The sequence below is a fragment of the Nocardia altamirensis NBRC 108246 genome (assembly GCF_001612685.1).
Lineage (GTDB): Bacteria > Actinomycetota > Actinomycetes > Mycobacteriales > Mycobacteriaceae > Nocardia > Nocardia altamirensis.
Genome location: NZ_BDAY01000009.1, coordinates 81,445 through 106,626 on the forward strand (window position 1 = coordinate 81,445; position 25,182 = coordinate 106,626).

At 68.0% G+C, this 25,182-nt stretch carries 27 protein-coding genes; 12 read left to right on the top strand and 15 right to left on the bottom strand.

What is annotated here, in order from left to right; translation table 11 throughout:
* Positions 1 to 44 precede the first annotated feature (44 nt).
* Positions 45 to 344, bottom strand: a complete 300-nt coding sequence (locus NA11_RS05180) for a MarR family transcriptional regulator (protein ID WP_084654182.1) — start codon at positions 342 to 344, stop codon at positions 45 to 47.
* Positions 345 to 427: 83 nt separating this feature from the next.
* Positions 428 to 1,006, bottom strand: a complete 579-nt coding sequence (locus NA11_RS05185; protein ID WP_069160589.1) for a TIGR03086 family metal-binding protein — start codon at positions 1,004 to 1,006, stop codon at positions 428 to 430.
* A 172-nt stretch (positions 1,007 to 1,178) separates the two neighbouring features.
* Between NA11_RS05185 and NA11_RS05190 the strand changes: the two genes are divergently transcribed.
* Both NA11_RS05190 and NA11_RS05195 read left to right on the top strand, forming a co-directional pair.
* A complete protein-coding gene (locus NA11_RS05190) occupies positions 1,179 to 1,415 on the top strand; it encodes a DUF8836 family protein (RefSeq protein WP_069160590.1) in 237 nt (78 codons plus the stop codon).
* A 141-nt stretch (positions 1,416 to 1,556) separates the two neighbouring features.
* Positions 1,557 to 1,796 carry an Rv3202a family protein gene (locus tag NA11_RS05195; protein ID WP_069160591.1) on the top strand — a complete coding sequence of 80 codons (240 nt, stop codon included), beginning with the start codon at positions 1,557 to 1,559 and terminating at the stop codon, positions 1,794 to 1,796.
* A 48-nt stretch (positions 1,797 to 1,844) separates the two neighbouring features.
* Here the strand turns inward: NA11_RS05195 and menD are convergent, their stop codons facing one another.
* The 3 genes from menD to NA11_RS05210 form a co-directional block, all read right to left on the bottom strand.
* Positions 1,845 to 3,488, bottom strand: a complete 1,644-nt coding sequence (menD, locus tag NA11_RS05200) for a 2-succinyl-5-enolpyruvyl-6-hydroxy-3-cyclohexene-1-carboxylic-acid synthase (protein ID WP_069160592.1) — start codon at positions 3,486 to 3,488, stop codon at positions 1,845 to 1,847.
* 161 nt (positions 3,489 to 3,649) lie between these two features.
* On the bottom strand, positions 3,650 to 4,096 hold the full coding sequence (locus NA11_RS05205; protein WP_069160593.1) for a DUF6918 family protein: 447 nt from the start codon (positions 4,094 to 4,096) through the stop codon (positions 3,650 to 3,652).
* 85 nt (positions 4,097 to 4,181) lie between these two features.
* Positions 4,182 to 4,826, bottom strand: coding sequence for a PaaI family thioesterase (locus NA11_RS05210; RefSeq protein WP_069160594.1), 645 nt, complete (start codon positions 4,824 to 4,826; stop codon positions 4,182 to 4,184).
* 240 nt (positions 4,827 to 5,066) lie between these two features.
* Here NA11_RS05210 and NA11_RS05215 point away from each other — a divergent pair, with 240 nt between their 5' ends.
* From NA11_RS05215 to NA11_RS05235, 5 genes are all read left to right on the top strand, one after another.
* Positions 5,067 to 5,960, top strand: coding sequence for a 1,4-dihydroxy-2-naphthoyl-CoA synthase (locus tag NA11_RS05215; protein ID WP_069160595.1), 894 nt, complete (start codon positions 5,067 to 5,069; stop codon positions 5,958 to 5,960).
* A gap of 1 nt (position 5,961) precedes the next feature.
* Positions 5,962 to 6,342, top strand: a complete 381-nt coding sequence (locus NA11_RS05220) for a VOC family protein (RefSeq protein ID WP_069160596.1) — start codon at positions 5,962 to 5,964, stop codon at positions 6,340 to 6,342.
* A gap of 436 nt (positions 6,343 to 6,778) precedes the next feature.
* Positions 6,779 to 7,912, top strand: a complete 1,134-nt coding sequence (menE, locus tag NA11_RS05225; RefSeq protein WP_084654217.1) for an o-succinylbenzoate--CoA ligase — start codon at positions 6,779 to 6,781, stop codon at positions 7,910 to 7,912.
* Positions 7,913 to 7,982: 70 nt separating this feature from the next.
* The gene (locus NA11_RS05230) at positions 7,983 to 8,972 is read left to right on the top strand and encodes an ATP-binding cassette domain-containing protein (protein WP_069160761.1); all 990 of its coding nucleotides are present in this window, start codon (positions 7,983 to 7,985) and stop codon (positions 8,970 to 8,972) included.
* Positions 8,969 to 9,808: an ABC transporter permease gene (locus NA11_RS05235; protein ID WP_069160598.1), complete on the top strand. Its 840-nt coding sequence runs from the start codon at positions 8,969 to 8,971 to the stop codon at positions 9,806 to 9,808. The genes NA11_RS05230 and NA11_RS05235 overlap by 4 nt, the downstream gene beginning before the upstream one ends.
* A gap of 78 nt (positions 9,809 to 9,886) precedes the next feature.
* Here the strand turns inward: NA11_RS05235 and NA11_RS05240 are convergent, their stop codons facing one another.
* Complete coding sequence (locus NA11_RS05240) at positions 9,887 to 13,273, bottom strand: AfsR/SARP family transcriptional regulator (protein WP_245745723.1); 3,387 nt, start codon at positions 13,271 to 13,273, stop codon at positions 9,887 to 9,889.
* 44 nt (positions 13,274 to 13,317) lie between these two features.
* Here NA11_RS05240 and NA11_RS05245 point away from each other — a divergent pair, with 44 nt between their 5' ends.
* Together NA11_RS05245 and NA11_RS05250 are read left to right on the top strand one after the other, a co-directional pair.
* Positions 13,318 to 13,785 carry an SRPBCC family protein gene (locus tag NA11_RS05245; protein ID WP_069160599.1) on the top strand — a complete coding sequence of 156 codons (468 nt, stop codon included), beginning with the start codon at positions 13,318 to 13,320 and terminating at the stop codon, positions 13,783 to 13,785.
* Positions 13,786 to 13,836: 51 nt separating this feature from the next.
* The gene (locus NA11_RS05250; RefSeq protein ID WP_069160600.1) at positions 13,837 to 14,706 is read left to right on the top strand and encodes a 1,4-dihydroxy-2-naphthoate polyprenyltransferase; all 870 of its coding nucleotides are present in this window, start codon (positions 13,837 to 13,839) and stop codon (positions 14,704 to 14,706) included.
* Positions 14,707 to 14,846: 140 nt separating this feature from the next.
* On the opposite strand, the gene NA11_RS05255 is transcribed toward NA11_RS05250, so the two are convergent.
* From NA11_RS05255 to NA11_RS05275, 5 genes are all read right to left on the bottom strand, one after another.
* The gene (locus NA11_RS05255) at positions 14,847 to 15,227 is read right to left on the bottom strand and encodes a phage holin family protein (RefSeq protein WP_069160601.1); all 381 of its coding nucleotides are present in this window, start codon (positions 15,225 to 15,227) and stop codon (positions 14,847 to 14,849) included.
* A gap of 77 nt (positions 15,228 to 15,304) precedes the next feature.
* Complete coding sequence (locus tag NA11_RS05260) at positions 15,305 to 15,883, bottom strand: Clp protease N-terminal domain-containing protein (protein ID WP_069160602.1); 579 nt, start codon at positions 15,881 to 15,883, stop codon at positions 15,305 to 15,307.
* Entirely contained in the window at positions 15,883 to 16,104 is a 222-nt protein-coding gene (locus NA11_RS05265; protein ID WP_069160603.1) for a hypothetical protein, read from the bottom strand. The genes NA11_RS05260 and NA11_RS05265 overlap by 1 nt, the downstream gene beginning before the upstream one ends.
* A gap of 223 nt (positions 16,105 to 16,327) precedes the next feature.
* Entirely contained in the window at positions 16,328 to 17,410 is a 1,083-nt protein-coding gene (gene cds1, locus NA11_RS05270; protein WP_069160604.1) for an L-cysteine desulfhydrase Cds1, read from the bottom strand.
* Positions 17,407 to 17,763: a DUF4229 domain-containing protein gene (locus NA11_RS05275; RefSeq protein WP_069160605.1), complete on the bottom strand. Its 357-nt coding sequence runs from the start codon at positions 17,761 to 17,763 to the stop codon at positions 17,407 to 17,409. The genes cds1 and NA11_RS05275 overlap by 4 nt, the downstream gene beginning before the upstream one ends.
* 183 nt (positions 17,764 to 17,946) lie before the next feature.
* On the opposite strand from NA11_RS05275, the gene NA11_RS05280 reads away from it, so the two are divergent.
* Positions 17,947 to 18,159 carry a BldC family transcriptional regulator gene (locus tag NA11_RS05280; RefSeq protein WP_069160763.1) on the top strand — a complete coding sequence of 71 codons (213 nt, stop codon included), beginning with the start codon at positions 17,947 to 17,949 and terminating at the stop codon, positions 18,157 to 18,159.
* 118 nt (positions 18,160 to 18,277) lie between these two features.
* A complete protein-coding gene (locus NA11_RS05285; RefSeq protein ID WP_069160764.1) occupies positions 18,278 to 18,487 on the top strand; it encodes a hypothetical protein in 210 nt (69 codons plus the stop codon).
* A gap of 45 nt (positions 18,488 to 18,532) precedes the next feature.
* On the opposite strand, the gene NA11_RS44630 is transcribed toward NA11_RS05285, so the two are convergent.
* Both NA11_RS44630 and NA11_RS05290 read right to left on the bottom strand, forming a co-directional pair.
* A complete protein-coding gene (locus NA11_RS44630; protein ID WP_141717420.1) occupies positions 18,533 to 18,745 on the bottom strand; it encodes a hypothetical protein in 213 nt (70 codons plus the stop codon).
* Positions 18,746 to 18,931: 186 nt separating this feature from the next.
* Positions 18,932 to 20,125, bottom strand: coding sequence for a serine hydrolase domain-containing protein (locus NA11_RS05290; RefSeq protein WP_084654184.1), 1,194 nt, complete (start codon positions 20,123 to 20,125; stop codon positions 18,932 to 18,934).
* A gap of 166 nt (positions 20,126 to 20,291) precedes the next feature.
* Here NA11_RS05290 and NA11_RS05295 point away from each other — a divergent pair, with 166 nt between their 5' ends.
* Positions 20,292 to 23,411 (top strand): ATP-binding protein, encoded by a 3,120-nt coding sequence (locus tag NA11_RS05295; protein WP_069160606.1) that lies wholly within the window; start codon positions 20,292 to 20,294, stop codon positions 23,409 to 23,411.
* Here the strand turns inward: NA11_RS05295 and NA11_RS05300 are convergent.
* Both NA11_RS05300 and NA11_RS05305 read right to left on the bottom strand, forming a co-directional pair.
* The gene (locus tag NA11_RS05300) at positions 23,408 to 24,202 is read right to left on the bottom strand and encodes an ABC transporter permease (protein WP_069160607.1); all 795 of its coding nucleotides are present in this window, start codon (positions 24,200 to 24,202) and stop codon (positions 23,408 to 23,410) included. The genes NA11_RS05295 and NA11_RS05300 overlap by 4 nt on opposite strands.
* On the bottom strand, positions 24,199 to 25,149 hold the full coding sequence (locus tag NA11_RS05305) for an ATP-binding cassette domain-containing protein (RefSeq protein ID WP_069160608.1): 951 nt from the start codon (positions 25,147 to 25,149) through the stop codon (positions 24,199 to 24,201). The genes NA11_RS05300 and NA11_RS05305 overlap by 4 nt, the downstream gene beginning before the upstream one ends.
* Between the last annotated feature and the right edge of the window lie 33 nt (positions 25,150 to 25,182).

Below are 25,182 nucleotides of genomic sequence, written 5' to 3' on the forward strand. Positions count from 1 at the left end.
TCGGCACGCGGCAGCGATCCGACGGGACCGCATCGTTCGCCCACTCACTGCCGCGCGGCGAGCTGATCGGTCTGCGCACGATGCACCTGCAACGCGGTGCGCAGGAAGTCCAGGATCAGCGCGAGCTGCTCGGAGTCGAACTGCGACAGCGCTTTCGCGCCTGCACGACCCACCGGTTCGAAGATGTCCTCGGCCACCTCGCGCGCGGCGTCGGTGGGCGCGACCAGCACTCGGCGCCGATTGGCAGGGTCCTGGGCCCGAGTGACCAGGCCTGCCCGTTCGAGCCGATCGATCACCGTGGTGGTCGCCGCTGGGCTGAGCTTGAGCTCGGTCCCGTCCACCATGTCTCAGCTGATGGGCCGCATCGCGCGCATGCTTGGCCTCGGTAGGCGCTGACCAGAGCATGGTGCCGCCCTTGTGGTTTCGGCTACGCCGTCCAGTGCAGGCTGCGGCCGGTGAGCGCGAGGACGCGCTCGAGCGCGGAGGCCTCGACGGGTACCGGCACGACCGGGCCGAAGAGGCCAGGGGTGCCCTCGGGCGGGGTGGCGCTCAGCATGTCGAGTAGGACAGCAAGGTCGGTGGCGGTCGGGCTGAACGGCTGGCCGGTCGCCTTGGCCAGATCCCAGCCGTGCACGACCACCTCGTCGAGCGCGATCATCGCCATCGCCGGGGCCTGCTCGCTCACGCCGCCCGCCTCGGTGATCCCGTCCCAGGCCGCAGGCTCACGCCAGGCACTGACCAAAGCCTTGAGCTGAGCCGGGATTCGGGCCCGCCAATCGCCGGCGAGCGCGCGCTCCGGCGCGACGTCGGGCGCGACGGAGCCACCGACTGCTTCCTTCGTCGCGGCCTGACGGAACGCCTCGGTCAGATCGATGACGTGGGCGAGCAGGTCACGCACGGTGGTGTCGGCGCATGGCGTTGCGGCGGCGAGCTGTTCGTCGCTGATGCCACAGACCACGGTCTCCAGCGCGGTCGCGGCCGGTTCGAAGTCGAATTCCGGATTCATCGGTTCTCCTGAGCGAGTGGGCGTCTCCAGGTGTGCAGACGAGACAGCGCTCCGGGATTCATCGGCGCGGGGGCGTCCGCCCGCGTTCGACGCCGTCCGATACCCGCTGGCGGCCGCCCACCGCGACCAAGTCGTGACCGCGAAATGCGCTGGAAAAGAGGAGAATTGGTAGATGAAGGGTGATCGTGTGGAGATAGTCGTCGATTTCGGCGACGGCTCGAGAAGTTACGAAGTAGTCGCTACCCGCGCAGGGCGGCGAGTCGAGGTGCGCATCGCGCGCGGCGTCGTCGAAGTCAGCGAGGTGACCCGCACCGGAACCGCGGTGCGCACCGCGCGCTTCATGGCCGGACGCACGCTGGCACTTGTCGAATTTCCCGCCGACGGCACGGCAGCACTCGACGGCGAGTAGCAGGCGCTGGCGGCCGCAGGCGGGTTGCCCGTGCGCCGGGCAGAGCGCATGCTCGACTGTGCCGGACTGTTGTTCACCTCGATTGCGGCGCGCCACGACGGGTAAGCCGTCGACCGAGGCCACAGCGGAGAGGAGCACACGATGACTGATCGCAGCACGTCACGCGAACTGGATCCGGTGCCGGAGGGCGACCTCGCCGAGCAGTCGATGCCCGCATACCCGAATGAAGCCGGGTACGCGGACGACGGGGATGTTCAGGACGACAGCATCGACCGGGAGATTGCCGCGACGTTGGACCGCGACGGGTGGAACGCGAATACGGCCGATCTGATCGAGCAATCGATTCCGGTGCCGCTGGACGACGAGCCCGACCACGCGTAATCCGGTGCAGCACCGGGCAATGCGGGCGCCCGAACGGGGCCGTTCAGCTCAGGGGTTGATCTTCGCGCGCACCGTGGCATGCAGCTCACGCAGACTGGAGCGTTCGGTGGCCACCTCGAGCACCCGCGTGCCGTGCGCGTGCCCGGCCAACTCCACGGCAAGCTGTTCCGGATCGACTTGCCGGTGCGGGATGCGGTAGGCGGCGCACAGCGCGGCCAGATCCATCCCGTGTGGCGTGCCGAAGACCCGCTCGAAGACGCCAGCGTATTGCGGGTCGCCCTGCTCGAGCAGCTCGAAGATGCCACCGCCGTCGTCGTTGGCCACCACGATGGTCAAGTCGGCCGGGCGCGGCTCGCCGGGACCGATCAGCAGGCCGGAGGCGTCGTGCAGGAAGGTCAGGTCGCCGATCAGCGCGACCGTGCGGCCCTCGTGCCACAGCGCGGCGCCGACGGCGGTCGACACGGTGCCGTCGATGCCTGCCACGCCACGGTTGGACAGCACCCGGATGCCCGGCCGCGGATGCGAGACCAACGCGGCGTCGCGCACCGGGTTGGAGGCGCCGAGCAGCAGTTGATCGCCCTCGCGCAGCGCGTTCATCACGACCCCGGCCACGTGCAGGCCGGTCGGCTTCGGATGCCGGTCGAGTTCCGCGCGCACGACCTCGTTCGCCTTCGCGTCGAGTTCGCGGCAGTACGCCAGCCACTCCGGCCGGGGCGCACCGGTGGTGACCGCCCTGGTTCCGGTGCCGACCACATTGCCGGAGACATCGGGCCAGCGCGGACCGGTGGTCAGCGCGTAGACCCGAACAGCCGGATCGGCAAGGACTTTGGACACCTGGCGGTGCAGGGTCGGGCGGCCGGTGATGATGGCCTGGCGTGGCTTCAGCAGCGGCAGCGCGAGCGGATGCAGCGCCGGGCCGTGCATCGGCGCGGTGGGCTCGGCGACGGTGGGCAGCTCGGCCAGTTCCGGTCGCAGCCCGGCGCCGTGGCCGGAGATGACAACGGTGTCCGGGGTGAGGTCGAGATCGAGCGGCACATCCAGCGTCGCGTACTGGGTTTTGGTCCACGCCTGATCGTCCTCGCGGCCGCCGGGGGCCGACTCGCCGGGCGCGAGGTTCGGCACCAGCGGCTCGCGCAACGGGATGTCGAAATGCACCGGGCCCGCGTTGCCGGAGCGAGTGCCGCGCGCGGCGGCGAGCACCCGGCACACGGCCGAGCGCCACTGGCTGTTCTGGTGGCCGTACGGCGCGCACTCGGCGGTGCCCGCCTCCTCCTCGGCGAGGCCGAGGCTGATGGTGGCACGCACCTGGCTACCGAACAGCCCGAACTGTTCGACGGTCTGATTCGCGCCGGATCCGAGCATCTCGTACGGCCGGTTGGCGCTGAGCACCACCAGCGGGATGCGCGCGTAATTGGCCTCGAGCACGGCGGGCCCGAGATTGGCGACGGCGGTCCCCGAGGTCATCACGACCGGAACGGGGAGGCGGCTTGCCACCGAGAGTCCGATGGCGAGGAAGCCAGCGGTCCGTTCGTCGATGCGCATGTGCAGCCGCAGTCGACCGGCGGCGTCGGCGGCCTGCAGGGCGAAGGCCAGCGGCGCGTTCCGCGATCCTGGGCACAGGACGACATCTCGCACACCCCCACGCGCGAGTTCGTCGACGACGACCTGCGCTTGTGCTGTAGACGGGTTCACGCTTCCAGCCTCTCAGACAGTGCGTCGTCCCGCTGCGTCGCCCTGGTCACACCGGGCCGATCGGGGCGGCACGGGTGAACGACAAAGCGCGCCGCACATCGAAAAACGCGGCCGGGTCCGGCCGCTCGATGTGCGACGCGCTCGACGTGCACGGTGTCGATTCAGTTGGCGTGCTTCTGAATCAGATCGCCGACGCGCGGCAGCGCCTCGATGACGTTCTTCTTCGCCGAGGAACGCATCGACGAGTAGACCTTCTTCAGCGCGGGCCGGGTTGAGGCATCGGCACGCGCGTCGGTCACCGACAGCAACGCCTCGGCGACCTCATCGGACTTGGCGACCAGCAGATCGCCGAACTTGCCGGATCCCGAGGCGGTGAATTCCTGCCAGAACGGGTCCAGCTGTGCAACCAGTTTGGGCGCCAACGACTCCAGGGCATCAGGCACGATCGACGGGCTGATCTTCTTGACCGCCGCGTAGCCACCCTTCACTGCCAGGCCGGACGCACCACCCTTGTCCGATACCTCGGCATCAAGAACCTCGACGGCATCGGCAAGGAAAGCCGGGCGCTTGGCGTCGTCGAGCAGGGATTCAGACAGTGCTGCAACCACTTTCAGGTCCTCCGGAATAGGTTTCGATGAACGAGCAGCCGCAACTATACGCATGACATCGCAACTGGTCGCGACACTCACCCGCTCAGGGCTGCCACGGCAGCAACTGCACCATCAGTCCTTCACAATCGGCGAGCACATTGCCCTGCTCATCGACCAATTCGGCGGTGATGAACGTCTTGCGTCCTTCGATGCGGTCGACACGACCTCGAACAGTCAGCGGCGTTTCCAACGGAGTGATCTTGCGGTAGTTCACATGGAGATACGCGGTGCGGCTGATCGGCCGACCGGCGTAGTGCACGATCATGCCGAGCAGATCGTCGAACAGCAGCGGCAGCACGCCGCCGTGCGCCGCGCCGTTGCCGCCGAGATGGAAGCGGCGGAACTCACCGGTCATCGCGATGCCGTCCGGACCTGCCTCCAGCACGCGCCACGGCAGCAGCAGAAGGCTTCCGCGCCCTGGCAATTCGACGGCACGGCCTGCCGGGCCTTGGAGCTCGGGTGCGCGGTACGGCTCCAGCGTGGCGATCAGCTGTTCGGCTTGCGCGAGCGCGTCACCGAAGACGTCGTCGGGCGCGTCCACGGAGACGGCGAGATCCTGCAACGTGCGCATCGCCTCGACGAACGGCCCGAAGTTCTGGCCGATCTTCGCCCGCGACACCTTGGGGAACCCGCCGTGCCGTTCATACCGAGACTCATCCACCGCACTCCGGTCGATAACCGGTTTCACTCGCTCACGCCCTCCCGCCGCCCGGCCGCCACCCCTCATCGAATCGCTGCGCGATGCTCTTTCCATAGATGCACGGTATCGCGTCGTTTTACACCGTCAAGTCAACATCTGATTACCGGCCAGGCAGGGCCCCGTTATCACCCGAGCCAAGGTCTCCATACCCGCCGGGCCAACGTCCCGTTACCAGCCAGGGCAAGAGCGCGCGCAGCGCAAAAGAGACCGAGGGCAATAATCACTGGGGTGACGTTCAATCCGAAGTTGTGGCGGCCCGTCCCCGGGTTCGAGAACCTGACCGACATCACCTACCACCGGCACATCGAACAGGGCACCGTCCGTGTCGCTTTCGATCGTCCAGAGGTGCGCAACGCGTTTCGCCCGCACACGGTCGACGAACTCTATCGGGCACTCGACCACGCGCGGATGACCCCTGACGTCGGCGCCGTGCTCATCACCGGCAACGGCCCGAGCCCCAAGGACGGCGGCTGGGCCTTCTGCTCCGGCGGCGACCAGCGCATCCGCGGCCGCAACGGCTACCAGTACGCCAGCGGCGAGACCGCGGACACCGTCGATCAGGCCCGCGCGGGCCGGCTGCACATCCTCGAGGTGCAGCGGCTGATCCGGTTCATGCCGAAGGTGGTCATCGCGCTGGTGAACGGCTGGGCCGCGGGCGGCGGGCACAGCCTGCACGTGGTCTGTGACCTCACCCTGGCCAGCCGCGAGCACGCCCGCTTCAAGCAGACCGACTCCGACGTCGGCAGCTTCGACGGCGGCTACGGCAGCGCATACCTCGCGAAGATGGTCGGCCAGAAGTTCGCCCGCGAGATCTTCTTCCTCGGCCGTCCCTACACCGCCGAGGAAATGCATCAGATGGGCGCGGTCAACAAGGTCATCGACCATGCCGAGCTGGAGAACGTCGCACTGGAGTGGACCGCCGACATCAACGGCAAATCCCCGCAGGCGCAACGCATGTTGAAGTACGCGTTCAACCTGCTCGACGACGGACTGGTCGGCCAGCAGCTGTTCGCGGGCGAGGCGACGCGGATGGCGTACATGACCGACGAGGCCGTCGAGGGCCGCGACGCGTTCCTGGAGAAGCGTGCGCCGGACTGGGCCCCCTACCCCTGGTATTTCTGACATGGACATTCTCAACAGCCGCGTCATCCTGCGGCCCGCCGACTACGAACGGACCCTCGCCTTCTACCGCGACACGCTCGAGCTGGCGATCGCCCGCGAGTATCCGGGCGGCACGGTGTTCTTCGCAGGGCAGGCGCTGATCGAGGTGGCCGCGCACGGTGGATCCGGTCGGTCCTCGGCCTTCGAGGGCGCCCTGTGGCTGCAGGTGCGCGACGCCGCGGACGCGGCGGCCGAACTCGCGGTGAAAGGGGTTGTCCTCGACCGGCCGCCGGTTCAGGAGCCGTGGGGTCTGATCGAAATGTGGGTGCGCGATCCGGACGGGGTGCGGATCGTGTTCGTCCAGGTGCCGTCGGACCATCCGATCCGCAAGGATCAGCGCTAGGCGGACGGCAGTCGGCAGGGCGGGTAAGCGCTGGTCAACCGACTGACAACGGATTACGACGGGTTTAGCGGGTCTGGACCGAGTTGCCAAGGCCTGTCCCGGCGAGGACGATAGCGCTCGGATGGCCCCCGACCGCCGATGTCCGGCCCGGCCACCGTGCGTAACCCGTCCGACGAGTGAATCGCAGTCTCGATGCCTGGCGTACCTGAGCCCCATTTCCTGGGGGCGGCCGAACATGTCTCGGTCCGCCCCAGCAAACCGACCACCCGTTCCGCGTTCGGCGACGCGGCCATGACACGATCGCTATCGTGAGCAAGCGAGCCAAAGGCACAGCGCCTCTGGGCACGGAGGGGCCGAGCGTCGACCGGGTGGGGTTCGTATGGGGTTGGGGCCTCAGCGAGGTGAGATCGTGAGCCGCACCCTTCGCACACTGCCGATGTCGAGCGGATCCGGAGCGGGCGAGGTCCTGCCGCATCTGCGAGAAGCGTTGGAGGGCAACGGGCCTGCGTGGCTGCCGATCCCGACCAGCGATCGCCGCGAAGCCAGGCGGCTGAGCGACGCGCTCGCCCCCGGCGAAACGATCGATGACGAAGTCGCGCTCGTGGTCACCACGTCCGGCACCACCGGCGTGCCCAAGGGCGCGATGCTCGGCGCCGCCGCGCTGCGGGCAAGCGGCACCGCAACCCACGAGCGACTCGGCGGGCCAGGCACCTGGCTGCTCGCGCTGCCGACGCATCACATCGCGGGCATACAGGTGCTGTTGCGCAGCATCCTGGCCGGCACGACACCGACCATCCTCGACGTGTCGGAAGGTTTCCTGCCCGAGGCGCTGGCCGGCGCGGTGTCGAGCATGCGCGGCGAGCGCCGCTACACCGCGCTGGTGCCGACCCAGCTGATCAAGGCGCTCGACGCACCGAGCGCCGCAGCCGCGCTCGCCGAACTGGACGGCGTGCTCGTCGGCGGCGCCGCCACCCCGCTTCCGGTGTACGAGCGGGCAAAGGCCGCCGGTATCACCGTCGTTCGCACCTACGGCATGAGCGAGACCTGCGGCGGCTGCGTCTACGACGGCGTCCCACTCGACGGCACTCAGATCCGCATCGAAGACGGCAGGGTGCTGATCGGCGGCGCGATGATCGCCTCCGGCTACCGCGGCCAGCCCGACCATCCGGCCTTCGCCGAGCCGGGCTGGTTCCGCACCGAGGACGCGGGCAGCTTCGTCGACGGCAAGCTCAGCGTCAGCGGCAGGCTGGACGAGGCCATCATGACGGGCGGCCTGCTGGTGGTCCCCCAGGTCGTCGAGGCCGTGCTGATGACCCATCCTGGGATCCGCGAGGTCGTGGTGCTCGGGCTGCCGGACGAGCGGCTCGGCCAGCGCGTCGCCGTCGCGGTGGTGCCCACCGACGGCAGCACCCCGACCCTCGACGAACTGCGCGACCATGTCGTCGCCGAACTCGACGCCATCGCCGCGCCACGGGAGCTCACTCTCGTCTCCGAGATCCCGCTGCGCGGCCCCGGCAAACCCGACAGGGAGAAGCTGCGCGCGCACTTGCGCGCAGGCTCGACCAGCTAGGCCGCCACGCAAGTGGGCACGTCATCGCGGTGCAAGCGGCGTGCAAGACCTCGGCCGCAAGGTTGTGGTCATGACTTCTTACACACCAACCGCAGCGCTCGCCGTCGAGGCGAACGAGCTCGTCAAGGTGTTCGGGGAACAGCGCGCCGTCGACGGTGTGAGCCTGGCGGTGCCGCAGGGCTCCGTGTACGGCGTGCTCGGACCGAACGGCGCGGGCAAGACCACGACCATCCGGATGCTGGCCACGCTCTTGCGCCCGGACGCGGGCAGTGCCCGCATCTTCGGCCACGACGTGGTCGCCGAGCCGACCTCGGTCCGCTCGCTGGTCGGCGTCACCGGCCAGTACGCCACCGTGGACGAGGACCTCTCGGCCACCGAGAACCTGGTCCTCTTCTCCCGCCTGCTCGGCCTGAGCCGGATCGACTCCCGGCGTAAGGCCGTCGAGCTGCTCGAGGAATTCGATCTCACCGAGGCGGCCGACAAGCCGCTGAAGAACTTCTCCGGCGGCATGCGCAGGCGCCTCGATCTGGCGGCCAGCCTGATCGCGACCCCGCCGCTGCTGTTCCTCGACGAACCGACCACCGGTCTCGATCCGCGCACCCGCGCCCAGATGTGGGACACCATCCGCAGGCTGGTCCGCGAGGGCGCGACGGTCCTGCTGACCACCCAGTACCTCGACGAGGCCGACCAGCTCGCCGACCGCATCGCGGTGATCGACCACGGCAAGGTGATCGCCGACGGCACCGCCGACGAGCTCAAGGCCTCGGTCGGCGGCTCCTCGCTGCACCTGACCCTGGTCGACCGCGCCCAGCTCGACGAGGCGCGGCGCATCGTCAGCGACTTCCTCGGCGTCGAAGCCATGATCACCCCGGAGGCCGGTCGGCTCACCGCGCCGCTGCAGGACGCCGGGATGACCGCCGATCTGCTGATTCGCTTGCGCGAGTGGGAGATCGGGATCGACGAGATCACCGTCAGCAAGCCGAGCCTGGACGAGGTCTTCCTCACCATCACCGGCCACCCGGCCGAGAACGACAACGATTCCGAACGGAGTGCGGCATGACTACCATCACCGCAACGACCCCGGCGGCACGCTACGCGGCACCCGCCACCATTCCCGAGGTGAGCAACCGCATCGGAGTCGCCAAGTCCGTGGCGAACTCGTTCACCATGGCCTACCGCGGCCTGCTGAAGCTCAAGCACAACCCGGAGCAGTACTTCGATGTGACCGTGCAGCCGATCCTGTTCACGGCCTTGTTCGCCTACATCTTCGGCGGCGCGATCGCGCACAACGTCCACGATTACCTGCCGATCCTGATTCCAGGCATCATGGTGCAGACCGTGGTCCTCACCTCGGTCGTCACCGGAACCCAGCTGCGCGAGGACATGGACAAGGGCGTCTTCGACCGGTTCAAATCCCTGCCGATCGCGCGCATTTCGGCGCTGGCGGGCGCGTTGCTCGCCGATGTGGTGCGCTACACGCTGGCCACGGTCCTCACCGTGGTCGTCGGGCTGGTCCTCGGCTACCGGCCCGACGGCGGGTTCGCCGGTGTGGTCGTCGCCGGGCTGGTGATCATCTTCTGCTCCTTCGCGGTCAGCTGGATCTGGGCACTCGTCGGGGTGACCGGCAAGAGCGCAGCAGGCGTGCAAGGCATTTCGATGATGATCATGTTCCCGCTGACGTTCCTGTCCGGCGCGTTCGTGCCGGTCACCACGATGCCGGGCTGGCTGCAGGGGATCAACCATGCGAACCCGATCTACTACATGGTGAACGCGGCCAGAGAGCTCATGAACAACAACGCCTACACCAGCAACCTGGCCTGGTCGCTGCTCGGCTCGGTAGCGGTGATCGCGATCTTCGCGCCGTTGGCGCTGCGGGCATACATGCGAAGGGCATGACGACCGCCGACCAATGAGGGGCGCAAACGCCGGACGACACCGTGTCGTCCGGCGTTTGCGCCGTTGGCAGTTCGATTGTCAGCGTTCGTCGTTCAGTTCCCGCACGATGGTCATGATCCGATGGGCCGATTCCATCCGGCGGAGGCTGCCCGCCGCCGCCCTGGCGGCCGCCAACCGTTCCTTGCCGAGCAGCCGATCGACGAACTCCGCGTGCGTGCTCCAGCGCATCGACGGGAAGTCCTGGCGGCACAGCACATTCGGCGCCAGCGCAAGCAGCTCGAGGCCGCGCGCCGGATCCGGTTCGGTGGCAACCAGATACGAGCCGAGTGCACAGGCGATGCCACCGATCTGCGGCAGATCCAGGAACTGCGCCATCGTCAGCAGCGCGCGTTCGAGCAGCTGCTTGACCAGCTCGTCCACGTCATCCGCCGCGCCGTGCAGCACCCGCGCGGCCAGCACGGAGGCGCCGACCATCTGCATCCCGGGATCGCCGTCGCGCGGCCAGCCGTGCAGCGCAAGCGACTGCCGATAGCGGTCGAACCCCTCCTCGATATCGCCTCGGGCCAAGGCTATTTCGGCGGCGCTGTGCAGCACGGTGCCGAGCAGCTGATTCTGCGCGGCAGGCAGATGATCGAGGTCGGAGGAACCGAGCGCGATCTGCAGTTCGTGTTCGGCGGCCGTCAGGTCGCCTGCGCCGACGAGTGCGGCGATCAGCATGCCTCGGGTCTCGACGGTGTCCTCGTATGCGCCAAGTCGCTGCAGCATCTCGAGCGCACGCCGGTAGTGCGCTATCGCGTTCGCGTATTCGGCCATCTGCCCGTAGACCTGGCCGAGGTGCCTGGCCACCATGGCAACGCTCCAGACGTTCTCCGCGCCGAAGAGCTCGAGCGCGCGGACCGCGTCCACGGTCGAACCACGCACATCGCCGAGATTTTCCCGGATGTTCGCGCGCAACAGCAGTGCGGCGGCCCGGGTTTCGAGGTCGGCGGAGCGGACGGCGCGCGCGATCAGGCGCGCCAGCCCTGAACCGTCGGGCCGCGTGAGGATGATGCTGGCGATGAAACGATTCTGCTCCGCGAGATCGGTTCGGCTGCGCAGCAATCGACGCACGCGAGTGCGCAGCCGGGCCAGGTCGCGCGCGCTACCCCGGTTGAACGCCACGTGCATGAACATCGTCTGCAGACTCGCCAGCATCAGATCGGCGGACGGCGCGTCCTGGCCACTGTCTTCCGGATGCAGCTCCGCGATCCGCGGCGCCCAGGCGACCACCTCCGCGTGGGCACCGCGCATCATCCACAGCCCGGAGACGACCGGAAACACCGTGTACGCGATGCCGGCGTGCCCCCGATCGAGCGCATAACGCAGTGCCGCAAGGAGATTGTCCAGCTCGGCCGCGACCGAGGAGGCCAGCGCCTCCTGGTCGCCGGCGCGGTACCGCTGCTCGGCAGCGATGGAATAGTCCCTGGCCCACACCATCATTCGTGCTTCGACCAGGTCGGCTTCGCCGGGCAGGCCGGACAACTGCTCCTCGCCGTATTCCCGCACCGTCTCCAGCATGCGGTACCTGGTACCGAGTTTCGCGTCGTCGAGCACGGTGAGCAGCGACTGGTTCACCAATCCGTCCACCGCCGCGGCGACATCGTCGACCTCGACACCCCGCGCGACCGCCTCCGCCGAGGACAGGGTGAAACCCGCTGGGAATCGGCACAATCGGCGCAATGCGACTTGCTGCGAGGTATCGAGCAGGTTCCAGCTCCAGTCGATCACCGCGTGCAAGGTGCGGTGCCGTTCCGGCGAACTGCGATCGCCGTGACGCAACAGCGCGAACCGATCGATGAGCCGCCGGTTGATCTCCTCGACGCTCATCGCCCGGACGCGAGCGGCGGCCAACTCGATGGCCAGCGGCAGTCCGTCCAGCGTGTGACACAACTGGGCGACGACCTCCGGATCGAGCCGGACTCCAGGCCGCACCGCGCGGGCGCGGGCCGCGAACAACTCGGTCGCGGGCGATCCGGCCGCGTCGATGGTCAAGGGCGACAACGGGTAGACGGCCTCGGCGGTGATCATCAGTGGCGCCCGGCTGGTGGTCAGGACCGTCAAACGATCCGCGACGCCGATGAGGTCGGCGACCACCACCGCGACAGCGTCGATCAGGTGCTCGCAGTTGTCGAGGATCAGCAGCATCGGATACGCGGCGAGGGCGTCACGCAGGCGCTGGCGGACGTCGGCACTCGGCGGACCGAGCAACGCCGCCATGTCGGTCCGTAGATCGCTCAGGCCGAGCACCGCGCCGATCGCCGCCTCGACCTCGCTCCTGGCGTCGGCGCCGTCGGCGCGCACCGACGCCAGCTCCACCATGACCACCGGGCGTCCGCCTGCTGTACGGGCGCCGACTTCGTTGGCCACCCTGGTCTTTCCGGTGCCGCCGGGGCCGAGAATGGTGGTCACTCGCGAGACGCGCAGCAGCTCGTCGAGCGCGGTCAGATCGTCCGCACGACCGAGCAGGGCGTTGGGCGCGGCCCGCAACCCGATCGCCGACGGCATGGCGAATTCGACAGCGGTGTTGGAGGATCCGTTGCCCGACAGCGCTTTCGGCGCAGCAGTCGCGGATCCTTCGCTCTGGCCGACGGATTCGCCGCGCAGGATCGCAGTGTTCAACGCGACGAGCGCCGGTCCTGGATCGGCGCCGAGATGCTCGGCGAGCAGCGCGCGGAAGGTAGCGAACGATTCCAGCGCCTCGTTCGGACGGCCCGCGGCGGCGAGCAACCGCATCAGCGTGAGTTGCGCCGGTTCGTCGAGTGGGCTGATCTCGGCGCGGTTCCGCGCCACTTGGAGCGCACCGTCGACATCGCCGCTCGATTCCCGCGCCACCAGCTCGAGTTCGTCCAGTTCGGTCAGTCGGCTCGCCGCCGCGGCGAGCAGCGCGTCGGCGAGCTCGCCCGGCGGCAGGTCGGCACCGGGCTCGCCGCGCCACAGCGCACGGGCCTGCGCGATCGCGTCGAGGCAGCCCGCGTGGTCACCGGCGCTCTGGCATTCGCGGGCGCGGCGCACGAGTTCGGCGACAAGCGTCAGGTCCACCTGGTCCGGCCGCAGCGTCAGGCGGTAGCCGGCGGGACCGATCTCCAGCGCACCGTCCGGCAGCGCCGAACGCAGCCGGGACACCTGAGTGTGCAGCGCGTTCATCGGTGCGCGCGGCGGCTGCTCGGCCCACACGTCATCGATCAGGGCCTGGGCGCTGCGACTGCGGCCTGGCCGCAACGCCAACGCGGCGAGCAGCAGTCGGGATCTCGTGCCGGGCAGCGCGGTCAGCGCCTCGTCCTTGCGCAGCGCGACCTCGCCCAGCAGGGCCACCACCACGGGCTGACCTGCGGGCGCGCGTAAGACTTGAGCGCGGCCATCCGGGCCGCTCCGAGCAGACAACATCCCCCGGTAATCGTAGGCGAGCATCGCTGGCCTGGCCGACATGGTTTTTCCCCGCTCCCTGTGGTCAGTCGCCTACTCTGTTGCGCATGGCTGAGTTCGAAGTGGTCCGGCAGGCCGTCATCTCGGCTGAGCCGTCGCGTATTCACGGGTTGATCGACAATCTGCACGAGTGGACCAAGTGGTCGCCGTGGGAGGATCTCGACCCGCAGTTGCAGCGCACCTACACCGGCCCCGAGTCGGGGATCGGCGCCAAGTACGCCTGGACCGGTGACCGCAAGGTCGGTGCGGGCAACATGGAGGTCGTCGCAAGCGCCGATCGGGAGATCGGCATCCGGCTGATCTTCGAGCGGCCGTGGAAGGCCACCAATCAGGTGCTGTTCGAGCTGAATCCGACCGAATCCGGCGCCACCGAGGTGGTCTGGCGGATGACCGGCGAGCAGCAAGGCCTGATGAAGGTGCTCTCGAAGATCTTCCCGACGGATCGGATCGTCGGTAAGGATTTCGAGAAGGGGCTGGCCAGGCTGAAGGCGGTCGCCGAGGGCAACGGGGCCTGAGCGCGCGGACGGCGCGCGGCCTTCGTCGGGCCGCGACACTATGCTGCGGGAATGGCTACTGCAGCACAATGGATCGAGGGCGCGCGCCCACGCACTCTGCCGAACGCAATCGCCCCCGTGCTGGCCGGAACCGGCGCCGCCGCCGCGCTCGACGCTGCGGTGTGGTGGAAAGCGGTTCTCGCGCTGCTGGTTTCGCTGGCCCTCATCGTCGGCGTCAACTTCGCCAACGATTACTCCGATGGCATCCGCGGCACCGATGACGTGCGCGTCGGCCCGGTGCGGCTGGTCGGGCAGCAGTTGGCCTCGCCCGCCGCGGTGCGCAATGCCGCGATCCTGAGCCTCGGCCTTGCCGCGGTGGTCGGGCTGATCCTCGTCGCGACGACGGCGTGGTGGCTGTTGCTCGTCGGGGTGGCGTGCCTGGCAGGCGCCTGGTTCTACACCGGCGGCAGTAAGCCATACGGCTACAGCGGGTTCGGTGAGATCGCGGTGTTCGTGTTCTTCGGCTTGGTCGGCGTGCTCGGCACCCAGTTCGTACAGGCGGAGCGGATCGACTGGGTCGGCGCGGTGCTCGCGGTGTCGGTCGGCGCCTTCTCCAGCGCGGTCCTCGTCGCGAACAACCTGCGCGATATCCCGACCGACACCCAGTCCGGAAAGGTCACGCTCGCAGTCAAACTCGGCGACCCGCGGACCAGGACCCTGCAGCTCGCCCTGCTCGCGGTGCCGTTCATCGGCACGCTGGCGCTGGTGGCGCACACGCCGTTCGCGCTGGTCGGCCTGCTCGCCATCCCGTTGGCCGTGCGCGCCAACGCGCCGGTTCGCTCCGGCAAGGGCGGCCTGGAACTCATTCCCACCCTGCGCGATTCCGGCCTCGCCATGTTGGCGTGGTCGCTCCTCACCGCCTTGGCGGTGGGTCTCACCTGAGTCCGCTGACTCGACTACTGATCTCGCAAGAACATGGGTAACTCGTCGGGCACCGGCCAACTCTCCCCGCACCCAGACCGTCGGCCGCCAACGTTTGCCTCGCGGCGCCCGAGTCTGGCCAAGAAACTCGGAGAGGCGGACTAGTCGTCGCGGACCAGGATGCCGAGCACCCAGTTCACGATCGAGACGATGACGCCACCGATCACCGCGGCCCAGAAGCCGTCGACGCGGAGCCCGTAGTCGGTGGTCTCGGTGATCTTCGCGGTCAGCCACAGCATGAGCGCGTTGATCACCAGCAGGAACAGGCCGAGCGAGACGATCACCAGCGGCAGCGACAGCAGCTTGATGATCGGCTTGACCAAGGCGTTCACCACCGTGAACACCGCGGCGACGGCCAGCAGCACCAGGATCTTGCCCAGGTTGCCGTTGTCCTCCGGACTGACGATGTCGATCTTGTCGACCCAGGCGGCGGCCAGCCAGATGGCCACCGCGTTGATGATCAACCGAATCAGAAGCTGCATGCGCCCATGCTAAGGCGGGAAGCCGGACAAGTGCGGTCCCAAAACGCCATTCGCGGCGACCGCACCCGTCCGGCACGTCAGGCGGCCCGGTCGAGCAGGGCGTGCACCTTGGGGCGGAGGTCGTGCACGTGACCGGGGCCGCCGAACAGCCGCACCGTGGTCTGGTTGGGGGCGCGCAGGATGCCGAGCAGCACGTGGCCGGACTCGATGGTCTTGTCCTTGCGGCCCAACGCCTCGCGCAAGGACAGCTCGAGCACCTTCTTCGCGTCCTTGCTGAACGGAATGTGCCCCACCGCGACGCGGCCCCAGCCGAACGGTCCGCGCCGTTCCTCCGGTATCGCGCGATCGAGGGCGTCCTCGCCGAAGGTGGCCTCCAGCGATTCGCGCACGGCGTCGAGGTCGATGCCGATCGACCGCAACGCTTCGGCGTCCTCTTCGCCGAGCGGTTCGCTCTTGGCCTGTGGCGCCAGCGCGGCCATCACCCCTTCGTAGGTGAGGCCTTCCGCCGCGAGCAGCGCCTTCAGGTCCGCGTCGCTGTGCGCGAGCACACCGAGCAGCACGTGCTCGACATTGATCGATGAGGAACCCAATTCACGGGCGTCTTCCTGGGCGGTGACGATCGCCGTCTTCGCCGACTTGGTGAACCGTTCGAACATCAGCGGTCCCTGCCTCTCCGGTTGTACTTCTGGTGGACCGCCTGCTTGCTGACCTCGAGCGCCTCCGCGATCATCTGCCAGGACCAGCCCTGTTCTCGGGCGTTGCCGACCTGGATCGCTTCGAGTCGTTCGAGCAGCCGCCGCAGGGCGAGGACCGCGCGCAACCCGACCTTGGGGTCGGGGCTGCCCGCGGCGGCCGCCAGAGTGGTTGCTTCAGTCATGCCGTCAATTTTGATTGACACCCTGGGCAAGTGTCAACAAAAATTGACGAACCGGAGTTCGCTGAGGGAAGAAGGAGGTTCAGCCGATCGAAACAGGACTACTGATTTCGCGCGAACATGGGTAACTCGTCGGGCACGCCCAAAACCCAATCCGATGCCCGACCGCCGGCCCGGCGCCGAACTGTCGACGCTCTTACGACCGGCAAGAAACCCGGAGAGGCGGTCAAGCCCACTCGCCGGTGGCGGCGAACTTGTCGAGGATCGCGGTGGGCTCGGCGAGGCTCAGGCCCTGCGATTCGACCCATGCGTCATCGAAATACGTTCCGGCGTAACGGTCTCCGCCGTCACACAGCAGGGTGACCACGCTGCCGCCGCGACCGGCGGCCAGCATTTCGGCGATGATCGCGAAGACGCCCCACAGGTTGGTGCCGGTGGAACCGCCCACTCGGCGGCCGAGCACCTTGCTGGCATATCGGGCGGCCGCGATGGAGCCCGCGTCGGGCACCTCGAACATCCGGTCGACCACCTGGCCGACGAATGACGACTCCACCCGCGGACGGCCGATTCCCTCTATGCGCGAAGACATTCCGGTCTCGTAACCCGCGTCGGCGGTCTCGTAGCCGCCGAAGAACGCCGAGTTCTCCGGATCGACGACGGCCAATTTCGTTGCGTGCCTGCGATATCGAATATAACGGCCGATGGTGGCACTGGTGCCGCCGGTGCCTGCGCCGACCACAATCCAGTCCGGCACCGGATGCGACTCCAAAGCCATTTGCTGGAAGATGGATTCGGCGATGTTGTTGTTCCCTCGCCAGTCGGTGGCACGCTCGGCGTGGGTGAACTGGTCCATGTAGTGGCCACCGCACTCGGCGGCGAGCTGGGCCGCCTCGGCGTAGATATCCGGCGGGCGGCGCACGAAATGGCAACGGCCACCTTGCGCTTCGATCAGCGCGATCTTCTGCGGCGAGGTGCTCGCAGGCATCACCGCGACGAAATCCAGGCCGAGCAGCTTCGCGAAATACGCCTCGCTCACCGCGGTCGAACCGGACGACGCCTCCACCACCGTCGTGCCCTCGGTGACCCAGCCGTTGCAGATCGCGTACAGGAACAGCGAACGCGCGAGCCGATGCTTGAGACTGCCGGTGATATGGGTGGATTCGTCCTTCAAGTACAGCTCGATGTGCCACGCCGACGGCAGCGGATAGCGGAGCAGGTGTGTATCGGCGCTGCGCTGGGCATCGGCGTCGATCAGCCGCACCGCGTTGTCGACCCAGTCGCGCGACGCGCTGCGGTCACAGGACCTCACGAGGTTGTCCCCTGATTGTCCTCGGCCGCCTCGCCGCGCAGCCTGGCGCGCAGCTGGGCCTTGTCGTGGCGGCGCCGCTCGTCCACCACCGCGATGTCCTCGTTGACCCGGGTGCGCAGCCGCTTGAACAGCGTCAGCGACAGCGGCATCGCGATGATCAGCGCAAACAGGGCCGCGACCACCAGCGGGATATCCACCGAGACCAGCCGGGCGACCAGCATGATCAGCACGGTGATCACGACGACCAGGGCCAGCCTGGCCAGGGTGTAGAGCCCGAGATCACGGGCGAGCCGACGGCCCGCGCCAGGGGTTTGCTGTCCTGGAACACCCTCAGGTGGAGTTGCGTCACTCACGTCTGCCAGCCTATGCGAAGCTGTTGCCCACCCCTGGCTCGCGCCTCGCGCGGAGGTGGAGAGCGTATCCGTTTTGTCTATTACTTCCCCTTTACCAACTGTAGGTGGTTCGAGTACCTAGGGGTTTCAGTGCAACGATGTCGCCATCTGATGAGGGAACTGTCGAGAACGGAGAGGTTTGCTATGAGTGCGATCACCGTCGGCGGCCAGGACACCCTGCTGACACCAGGGCAGGTTGCTGCCATGTTCCACGTTGACCCCAAGACGGTCACCCGCTGGGCCCATGCCGGGCGTCTCGGGTCGTTGCGCACACCGGGCGGACATCGCCGGTTCCGCGAGTCAGAGGTCATGCAGTTGCTCAGGTCGCTCACCACTGAGGCGACGACCGTACGCTGACTGCGGGCTGCGCGGGCCCATCGTGCCGGGGCCCGCGCCCACCCCGTCGTCGATTTTCGCGGCTGCGGTGTGCGGGAGCTACGCACGGGACTACCCTCGTAACCAGGAGGTGAGCGACGTGACGTACCTGTTGGCACTCATCGCGGTCGTGGCAGTCGCGGTGTTGTGCTGGAAAGCGTTCGGCCCCGAGAAGACCGCCGGACCCACCGCCCCCCACTCGCGTTCGCCGCAGCGCAAGCGCATCGTCGGCCCGGACGACGACCCCGAATTCCTCTGGCGGCTGGCCCGCCAGCATCGCGACGGAGACTCCGGCAGCACCGAACACTGACCTAGCTCGAAACAAGTCAGCGTCGGCCGGATTCCTTTCGCCGCTTCACATCTCACCTTCCACGCAGGTGCGCGCAGGTAGCCCTTCGCTCGCTCGAAGTTGGCTCGCGACCCGCGCCAATTGTTGCTGCGCCTCAGCCGAGAGCCCGATCGAGGTCCGCACCAATCTGCGGAAGGCGCCGTCATTCAATTGCTCGATCACTCGCCCGTCTGCCTGAACCACCGCATCAGGGAGATAAGTAAAGAATTCGGAATCCAAACCGCCACTCCTCGACCCCGTGTGCACCCGATCAGCGCATCGCCTGTTGAGAGGACACGGCGAGTCGTCGAACGGCACGCCACGTCGAGGGTGATTTACGCCACTCTCGGACGAGTACATTTCGCCCCAAAGTAAAGAAATGCCCCACCCGGCGGCGCTCGGGTGGGGCATTTGGGCGATTCTGCGCTAAGCGGCTCGGCAGAATTCGGCGGAGGTGATGGCGAGCAAGGCGCCGATCGGGTTGTTCCAGTCGCCGTTGACCGTGGTGACCAGAGTGTGACCGCCGTCACGTGATGCCATGGCGTAGGTAAAGCCGCCTTGAACCGCGCCGCCGGTTCCGTAGACCGTGACGCCGCAGGGCAGTCGCTGTTCGAAGACGCCGCCGCTGCCGTATCGGGTCTGCGGGATCCACCCTGCGCCGTCGGTGCTGACAGTCGTCCACATCAGGTCGTGCAGTGCGGGCGGTAGCAGTTCGCCGCCGGCCATTGCGGTGACGAAGCGGCTCAGGTCGGCCGTGGTGGACACGATCGCGCCCGCCGCCCCGGCCCACGACGGATTCATATCCGTGACGTCGTAGACGGGAGCATCGGGGTCGGCGCTCCACAGCTTCGAGTACAGCCTGCCGTGCGGGCCACGGACCTCGAATTCCGGTCCGGCCACATACGTGTCAGCGAGGCTGAGCGGGTCGATCACCAGCCGCTGTATTTCGTCGGCATAGCCACGGCCCGTTGCCTTTTCGATGATCATGCCGAGCAGGAAGTAGTTGGTGTTCGAGTAGCGCCAGCCCGCACCCGGTGCATAGTACGGCGGGTACTTCATGGTGATCCTGACAATATCCTCGGCGCCGAGGTTGTCGAAGCGGTGCTGCATGTAGTCCTTGCCAGAGAAGTTGTTCAGCATCTCCTGGTCGTCGACGGACGGGTTGGCGAGGCCGCTGGTCTGGTTCAGCAAGTGCCGCACCGTGATCGCGTTGCCGTCGTTGCCGTTGCCGCGCACCACGCCGGGCAGCCATTTCGCCACGGTGTCATCGAGATTCAGCACGCCGGCGTCGACCAGTCGCAACACTGCCGCGGCAGTGAACGCCTTGGTGATACTGCCGACCCGGAATTGATCGCCGCGCTCCGGCAGGCGCCCGGTACCGGTGTCGGCGAGACCTGCACGGCCCCACCAGGTTCCGGTGCTGTCGTGCACCTCCGCGACCGCGCCGGGGAGGCCGCCCGCCACGGCATGATCCAGTGCCTGCTGCACGGCAGGCTTCGCGGGTGCGGCGGCCGACGAGGGCGCACAGGCCGTCACGCCCGCCGCGGTGCCCGCGATGAGCAGGGCCGCAATGCCTGCGCGAACAGTCTTGCTTGTCGATGAGCGGTGGTTGGTCAACATCTGGTTCTCCTCGAACTCCGCGACCGGGGTGGTCGCTGTCGAGAGAAAGAGTGCGGCGCTGCGGATTCATAGTGGTTGCGTCGCGGTTTCACGCGGTTACCTGCACCGTCTCGCCCGCACGGTTGCCAGGTCAGCCGCATTTCCCTGCGCCGACTAGGGTTTGCGGGTGGGAATCGAGTTGACCTTGCTGTCCGGGGTTGCACTACGCGGACAGGACATCGCGGGGCCGCGCGTGCGCAGTGTGCTCGCGCTGCTGACTACCGAGCTGCGCGCGGGATCCAGTGCGGCCCGGTTGATCGCGGGGTTGTGGCCGGACGACCTGCCGGAGAATCCCACCAAGGCCTTGCAGGTGCTGGTGTCGCGGACGCGAGCACAGCTCGGGGCCGACCTCATCGCGAGCACGCCTACGGGCTATCGGCTGACGCTGCGTCCGGATCAGATCGACGCGACCGCGCTGGACGTGCACGCGGAAGCGGCCGAACGCCACAGCAGGGCAGGCGATCACGTGGCCGCCCTCGAGCAGGCCGCGGCGGGGCTCGCCATGTGGACCGGGGTGGTCGAGGACACCGAAGACCCGGATCCGTTGTCGGAGTTGCGTATTGCCAAGCAGCCCGTACACCGGACGCTGCACGTCATGTTCGCGTTGACGCTGTCCCGGTTGGGCAGGTACGCCGAGGCACTCGGTCCGTTGACGGAGATCGTGGAGCGCGAACCTCGCAACGAGGAGGTGCTCGCCGAGCTGCTGCGCGCCGAAGCCGACACCGCGGGCCCCGCCGCCGCGCTCGCCCGCTACGACGACTATCGGCGGGCGCTGCGTGACGAACTGGGATCGGATCCGGGCGCCGCGCTGCAGACGATCTACAAGCAGCTGCTGCGGGCGAACGAACCCGTTGTGCGGCATGGCATCCTGCACGATCCGAACCCGCTGCTCGGCCGCGAGCCGGACATCGCGGCGGTACAAGTGCTCCTGCGGTCCGCGCGGGTCGTCGCCGTCGTCGGCCCCGGCGGTCTCGGCAAGACCCGGCTCGCCCATGCCGTCGGCAGGACGGCCGAGCAGCGGGTGGTGCATCTGGTGCCGCTCGCAGGCGTCGCGGACGACGGCATGGTGGCTGCCGAAGTGGCCGGTGCGGTCGGCGCCGAGGCCGCCGAGGCCGCCGCCATCGCCAAGTCGCTCGGTTCCGGTCCGACGCTGCTGATCCTGGACAACTGCGAGCAGGTGCTCGACGGCGTCAGCGCGCTGGTCGCCCCGCTGGTGGCACTGACCGCGGAGCTGCGCATCCTCGTGACCAGCCGGGCGCCACTGGGATTGACCTCGGAGGCCGTGCATCTGCTTCCGGTGCTGACGCCCGCGACGGCGGCCGAGCTGTTCGCGCAGCGTGCCCGAGCGGTGCGGCCGGACGTCGTGTTGCCGCACGACGACGTCGCGGCGCTGTGCGCCGATCTGGACGGGTTGCCCTTGGCCATCGAACTGGCGGCGGCGCGGGTGCGGGTGTTGTCGGTTGCCGAGATCTCGGCACGATTGGTGGACCGGTTCGCGTTGCTGCGCAGCGGGTCTCGTGATGCGCCGCAACGCCATCGGACGCTGCACGCGGTGGTCGAGTGGAGTTGGAACCTGCTCGACGAGCATGCGCAAGAGGCGATGCGGTGGTTGTCCGTCTTTCCGGCCGGGTTCACCGCCGCGGCCGCACATCGGATACTCCACGGATCGGGCGGAAAAGTCGGCCAGGATACGACATTGGAGATACTCGAACATCTCGTCGACCACTCGCTGATCCAGCTCGCCGAGGTCGGATCCGGCACCAGGTTCCGGATGCTGGAGTCGGTACGGGATTTCGCGGCGACCCAGCGCGCCGAGGCAGGCGAAAACGACCGCGCATTGGCCGAATTCCTCTCCTGGGCTCGCGATTTCGGGATCAGCGTTGACGAGCTGGCGTTCACCGATCTAGGCGAGAAGAACCCTGTCCGCGCTGAGCAGGACAACCTCGTGCGCGCGCTGCGCCACGGGCTGGATCGGTCGGACGGGCCGACGGTCGCCGCCACGTGGGCGGCATTGGGTCCGTACTGGTACGTCGACGCCAACTACGCGGGCATCGCGGAGTTGGTCGGCGAATGTGCCTGGGTGCTTTCGCATTATCGGCCCGAACCCGCCTACGTGGAGGTGACTCGAACGGCTGCGACGGTCTGCGCGCTGAGCGGAGTGACCCAGGGTGGATTCGAGCTGAGGTCGCTACTCGTCTTACACCGCATGCCCGAAGCGCCGCCGGACACGCTCGTGCGCGCCATGGCGGTGCTGTTCCGCGCGGCGTCCGAGCTGCTCGGCCCCGACACCGCGGCGTTGGATCGGTGGTGCGCCAGCGATCAGCCGCTGCTGGCCGGATTGGCCCACCTCGTCGCGAGTTTCCGTGCGGAGCAGACCGGCGATCGAGCGGAGGCGCTCGCGGCGACGCGGCGGATGCTCGCGGCCTTCGAGCGCACCTCGAACACGTGGATGCGGTACCAAGCCCATTGCCGGATAGGCAAACTCGCGCTGCTGTCGGAACAAGGGGAACTGGCACGACAGCACGTGGAACGGGCGCTGCGACAGATCGAGGGCCACGGGCCGCGACCGGATCGCGTCGATCTGATCGTCGGACTCGTCATGGCCGCACTCCAACTCGACGATATCGACTGCGCTGAGCAGTGGTTGGCGCAGCTGCCCGACCACGCCGATCCGTTCGCGCAGCCGTACAAGGTGATCGCCGATGCCGAGATCCGGCTCGCCCGTGGCGAAACCGACGACGGACTGCGGCGGTGGCGGGCGATCACCGAGCTCGTTGCGAGCACCTCACATCCGTACTATCGCCCGGACCCGCGCGGAATTCAGGTGTGGGCGTTGGAGATTCGAGCGGCGGCCGTTCTCGCGCACGCCTACCACGGCAGGCTCGACCTGGTCGCCGAGCTTGTCGCGGACCTGCCAGGGCAGGTGACCACACTGCTGGCACACCCGGCGACCACGCCGGGCGGCCACCTGGCAGAGCTGACCGCCTGCGGCGCAGTGCTTTCCGCACTGGCGGTGGTGGACATCGACCGAGGTCTCGGCGCGGACGGCGCCCGACTGCTCGCGCTGGCCGAGCGATTCGATCCGCCACGACACATTCAGCCGACCATGTCCAGCAGCCGAGCAAGACACCATGCCGAAAACGCCGATGGGGCGGCGTATGCCGAGAGTGTCTCGACATACGCCGCCCTGGACGTACTCGGTCTGCGTTCCGCCGCGCTGTCCGCACTGCGACAGCGGGTGGATTAGCGGCCCGGCTCGCGGTTCAGCAGTTTGGTTGCGCCGAAGAAGCTCACCGCGGTGATGGCCGCGCACCAGGCGATCGCGATCCACGCGTTGTCACCGACCTCCGTGCCGAGCAGCAGGCCGCGCAGCGACTCCATCACCGGGGTGAAGGGCTGGTGCTCGGCGATCCAGGCCAGCCAGGCAGGCATGGACTCGGTAGGCACGAAGCCACTGCCGAAGAAGGGCAGCAACATGAGCAGCATCGGCAGGTTGCTCGCGGTCTCGACACTGTCGCTGACCAGCCCCATGAGCACCGCGACCCAGGTGATCGCCATCGTCAGCATGGCGAGGATGCCCACTGCGGCAACCCATTCGAGCGGATTCGCGGTCGGGCGGAAGCCGATCGCCACGGCGATGCCGAGCACCACAGCGACGCTGAGCAGCGTCTGTACCACGCTGCCGACAACATGCCCGGTCAGCAACGACGGCCGGAAGATGGCCATGGTGCGGAATCTCGCGACGATCCCCTGCGTCATATCCGTGCACACCGACACCGCGGTGGCCGTGGCCGCGCCCGCCACCGTCAGCAGCAGAATGCCGGGGGTGACGTAGTTGACGTAATCACCGCGGCCCGAGCCATCGCCGAGCCCGGCGCCGAGAGTGCCGCCGAAAACGTAGACGAACAGCAGCAGGAACACCACCGGCCCGACGATCAGCGGAATGGTCATGGTCGGGTACCGCACGATGTGCAACAGGCTGCGCCGCACCATCATCGCCGAATCGGTGGCCGCGTATTTGATGGTTGCGGTGCTCATCGCACAGACTCCTTCTGGTTGCCGGTGAGGGCGAGGAAAACATCGTCGAGATCGGGGGTGTGCACGGAGAGTTCGGCGGCGTGGATGGACGCGGCCTTCAGCTTGTCCAGCAGGCTGTACAGCGCGTCGACGCCGCCGTCGCTCGGCACCTGCAGCGTCAGCTCGTCCTCGTCGCGCAGGTCGGCGTCGAGCAGGCGCGCGGCCGCCTCGTGCGTGCGCGGTTCGGCGAACCGCAAGGTGATATGTCCGCCGGGGACAAGGCGTTTCAACGCTTCCGGCGTGCCCTCGGCGACCACCTTGCCGCCGTCGATCAGCGCGATCCGATCGGCGAGCTGATCGGCCTCCTCCAGATACTGCGTGGTGAGGAAGACCGTGGTGCCACCGGCGACCAGCTCCCTGACCAACCGCCAGACCGCCCGGCGGCTGCGCGGGTCGAGTCCGGTGGTCGGCTCATCCAGGAACAGCACCTGCGGGTCCCCCATCAGACCCATCGCGATATCGAGCCGTCTGCGCATGCCGCCGGAGTAGGTCGACGCCGGCTTCTGCGCGGCCTCGACCAGGTCGAACTGTTCGATCAGCCGGGCAACGCGCCGCTTGCGCTCGGCGCGACCGAGATGGTGCAGTGTCGCCATCATGGCGAGGTTCTCCGCGCCCGTGAGCAGGTTGTCCACCGCGGCGAACTGGCCCGTCACGCCGATGGCGGCCCTGACCGCTTCCGGCTCGCCGGCGACATCGTGTCCCGCAACCCGGATCTCGCCGCCGTCGGCGCCGATCAGCGTGGAAAGGATCTGCACCGCAGTGGTTTTCCCGGCGCCGTTCGGGCCGAGCAGCGAAAAGATGGTGCCTGCAGGGACTTCCAGATCGATGCCGTCGAGCACCAAGTGGTCACCGTAGGACTTGCGCAATCCGGTCGCCGTGATCGCCGGCGGCCGTGGGCTGGTCATCATGTACTTCTCCTCGAATCCGCGACCCGTTGTCGC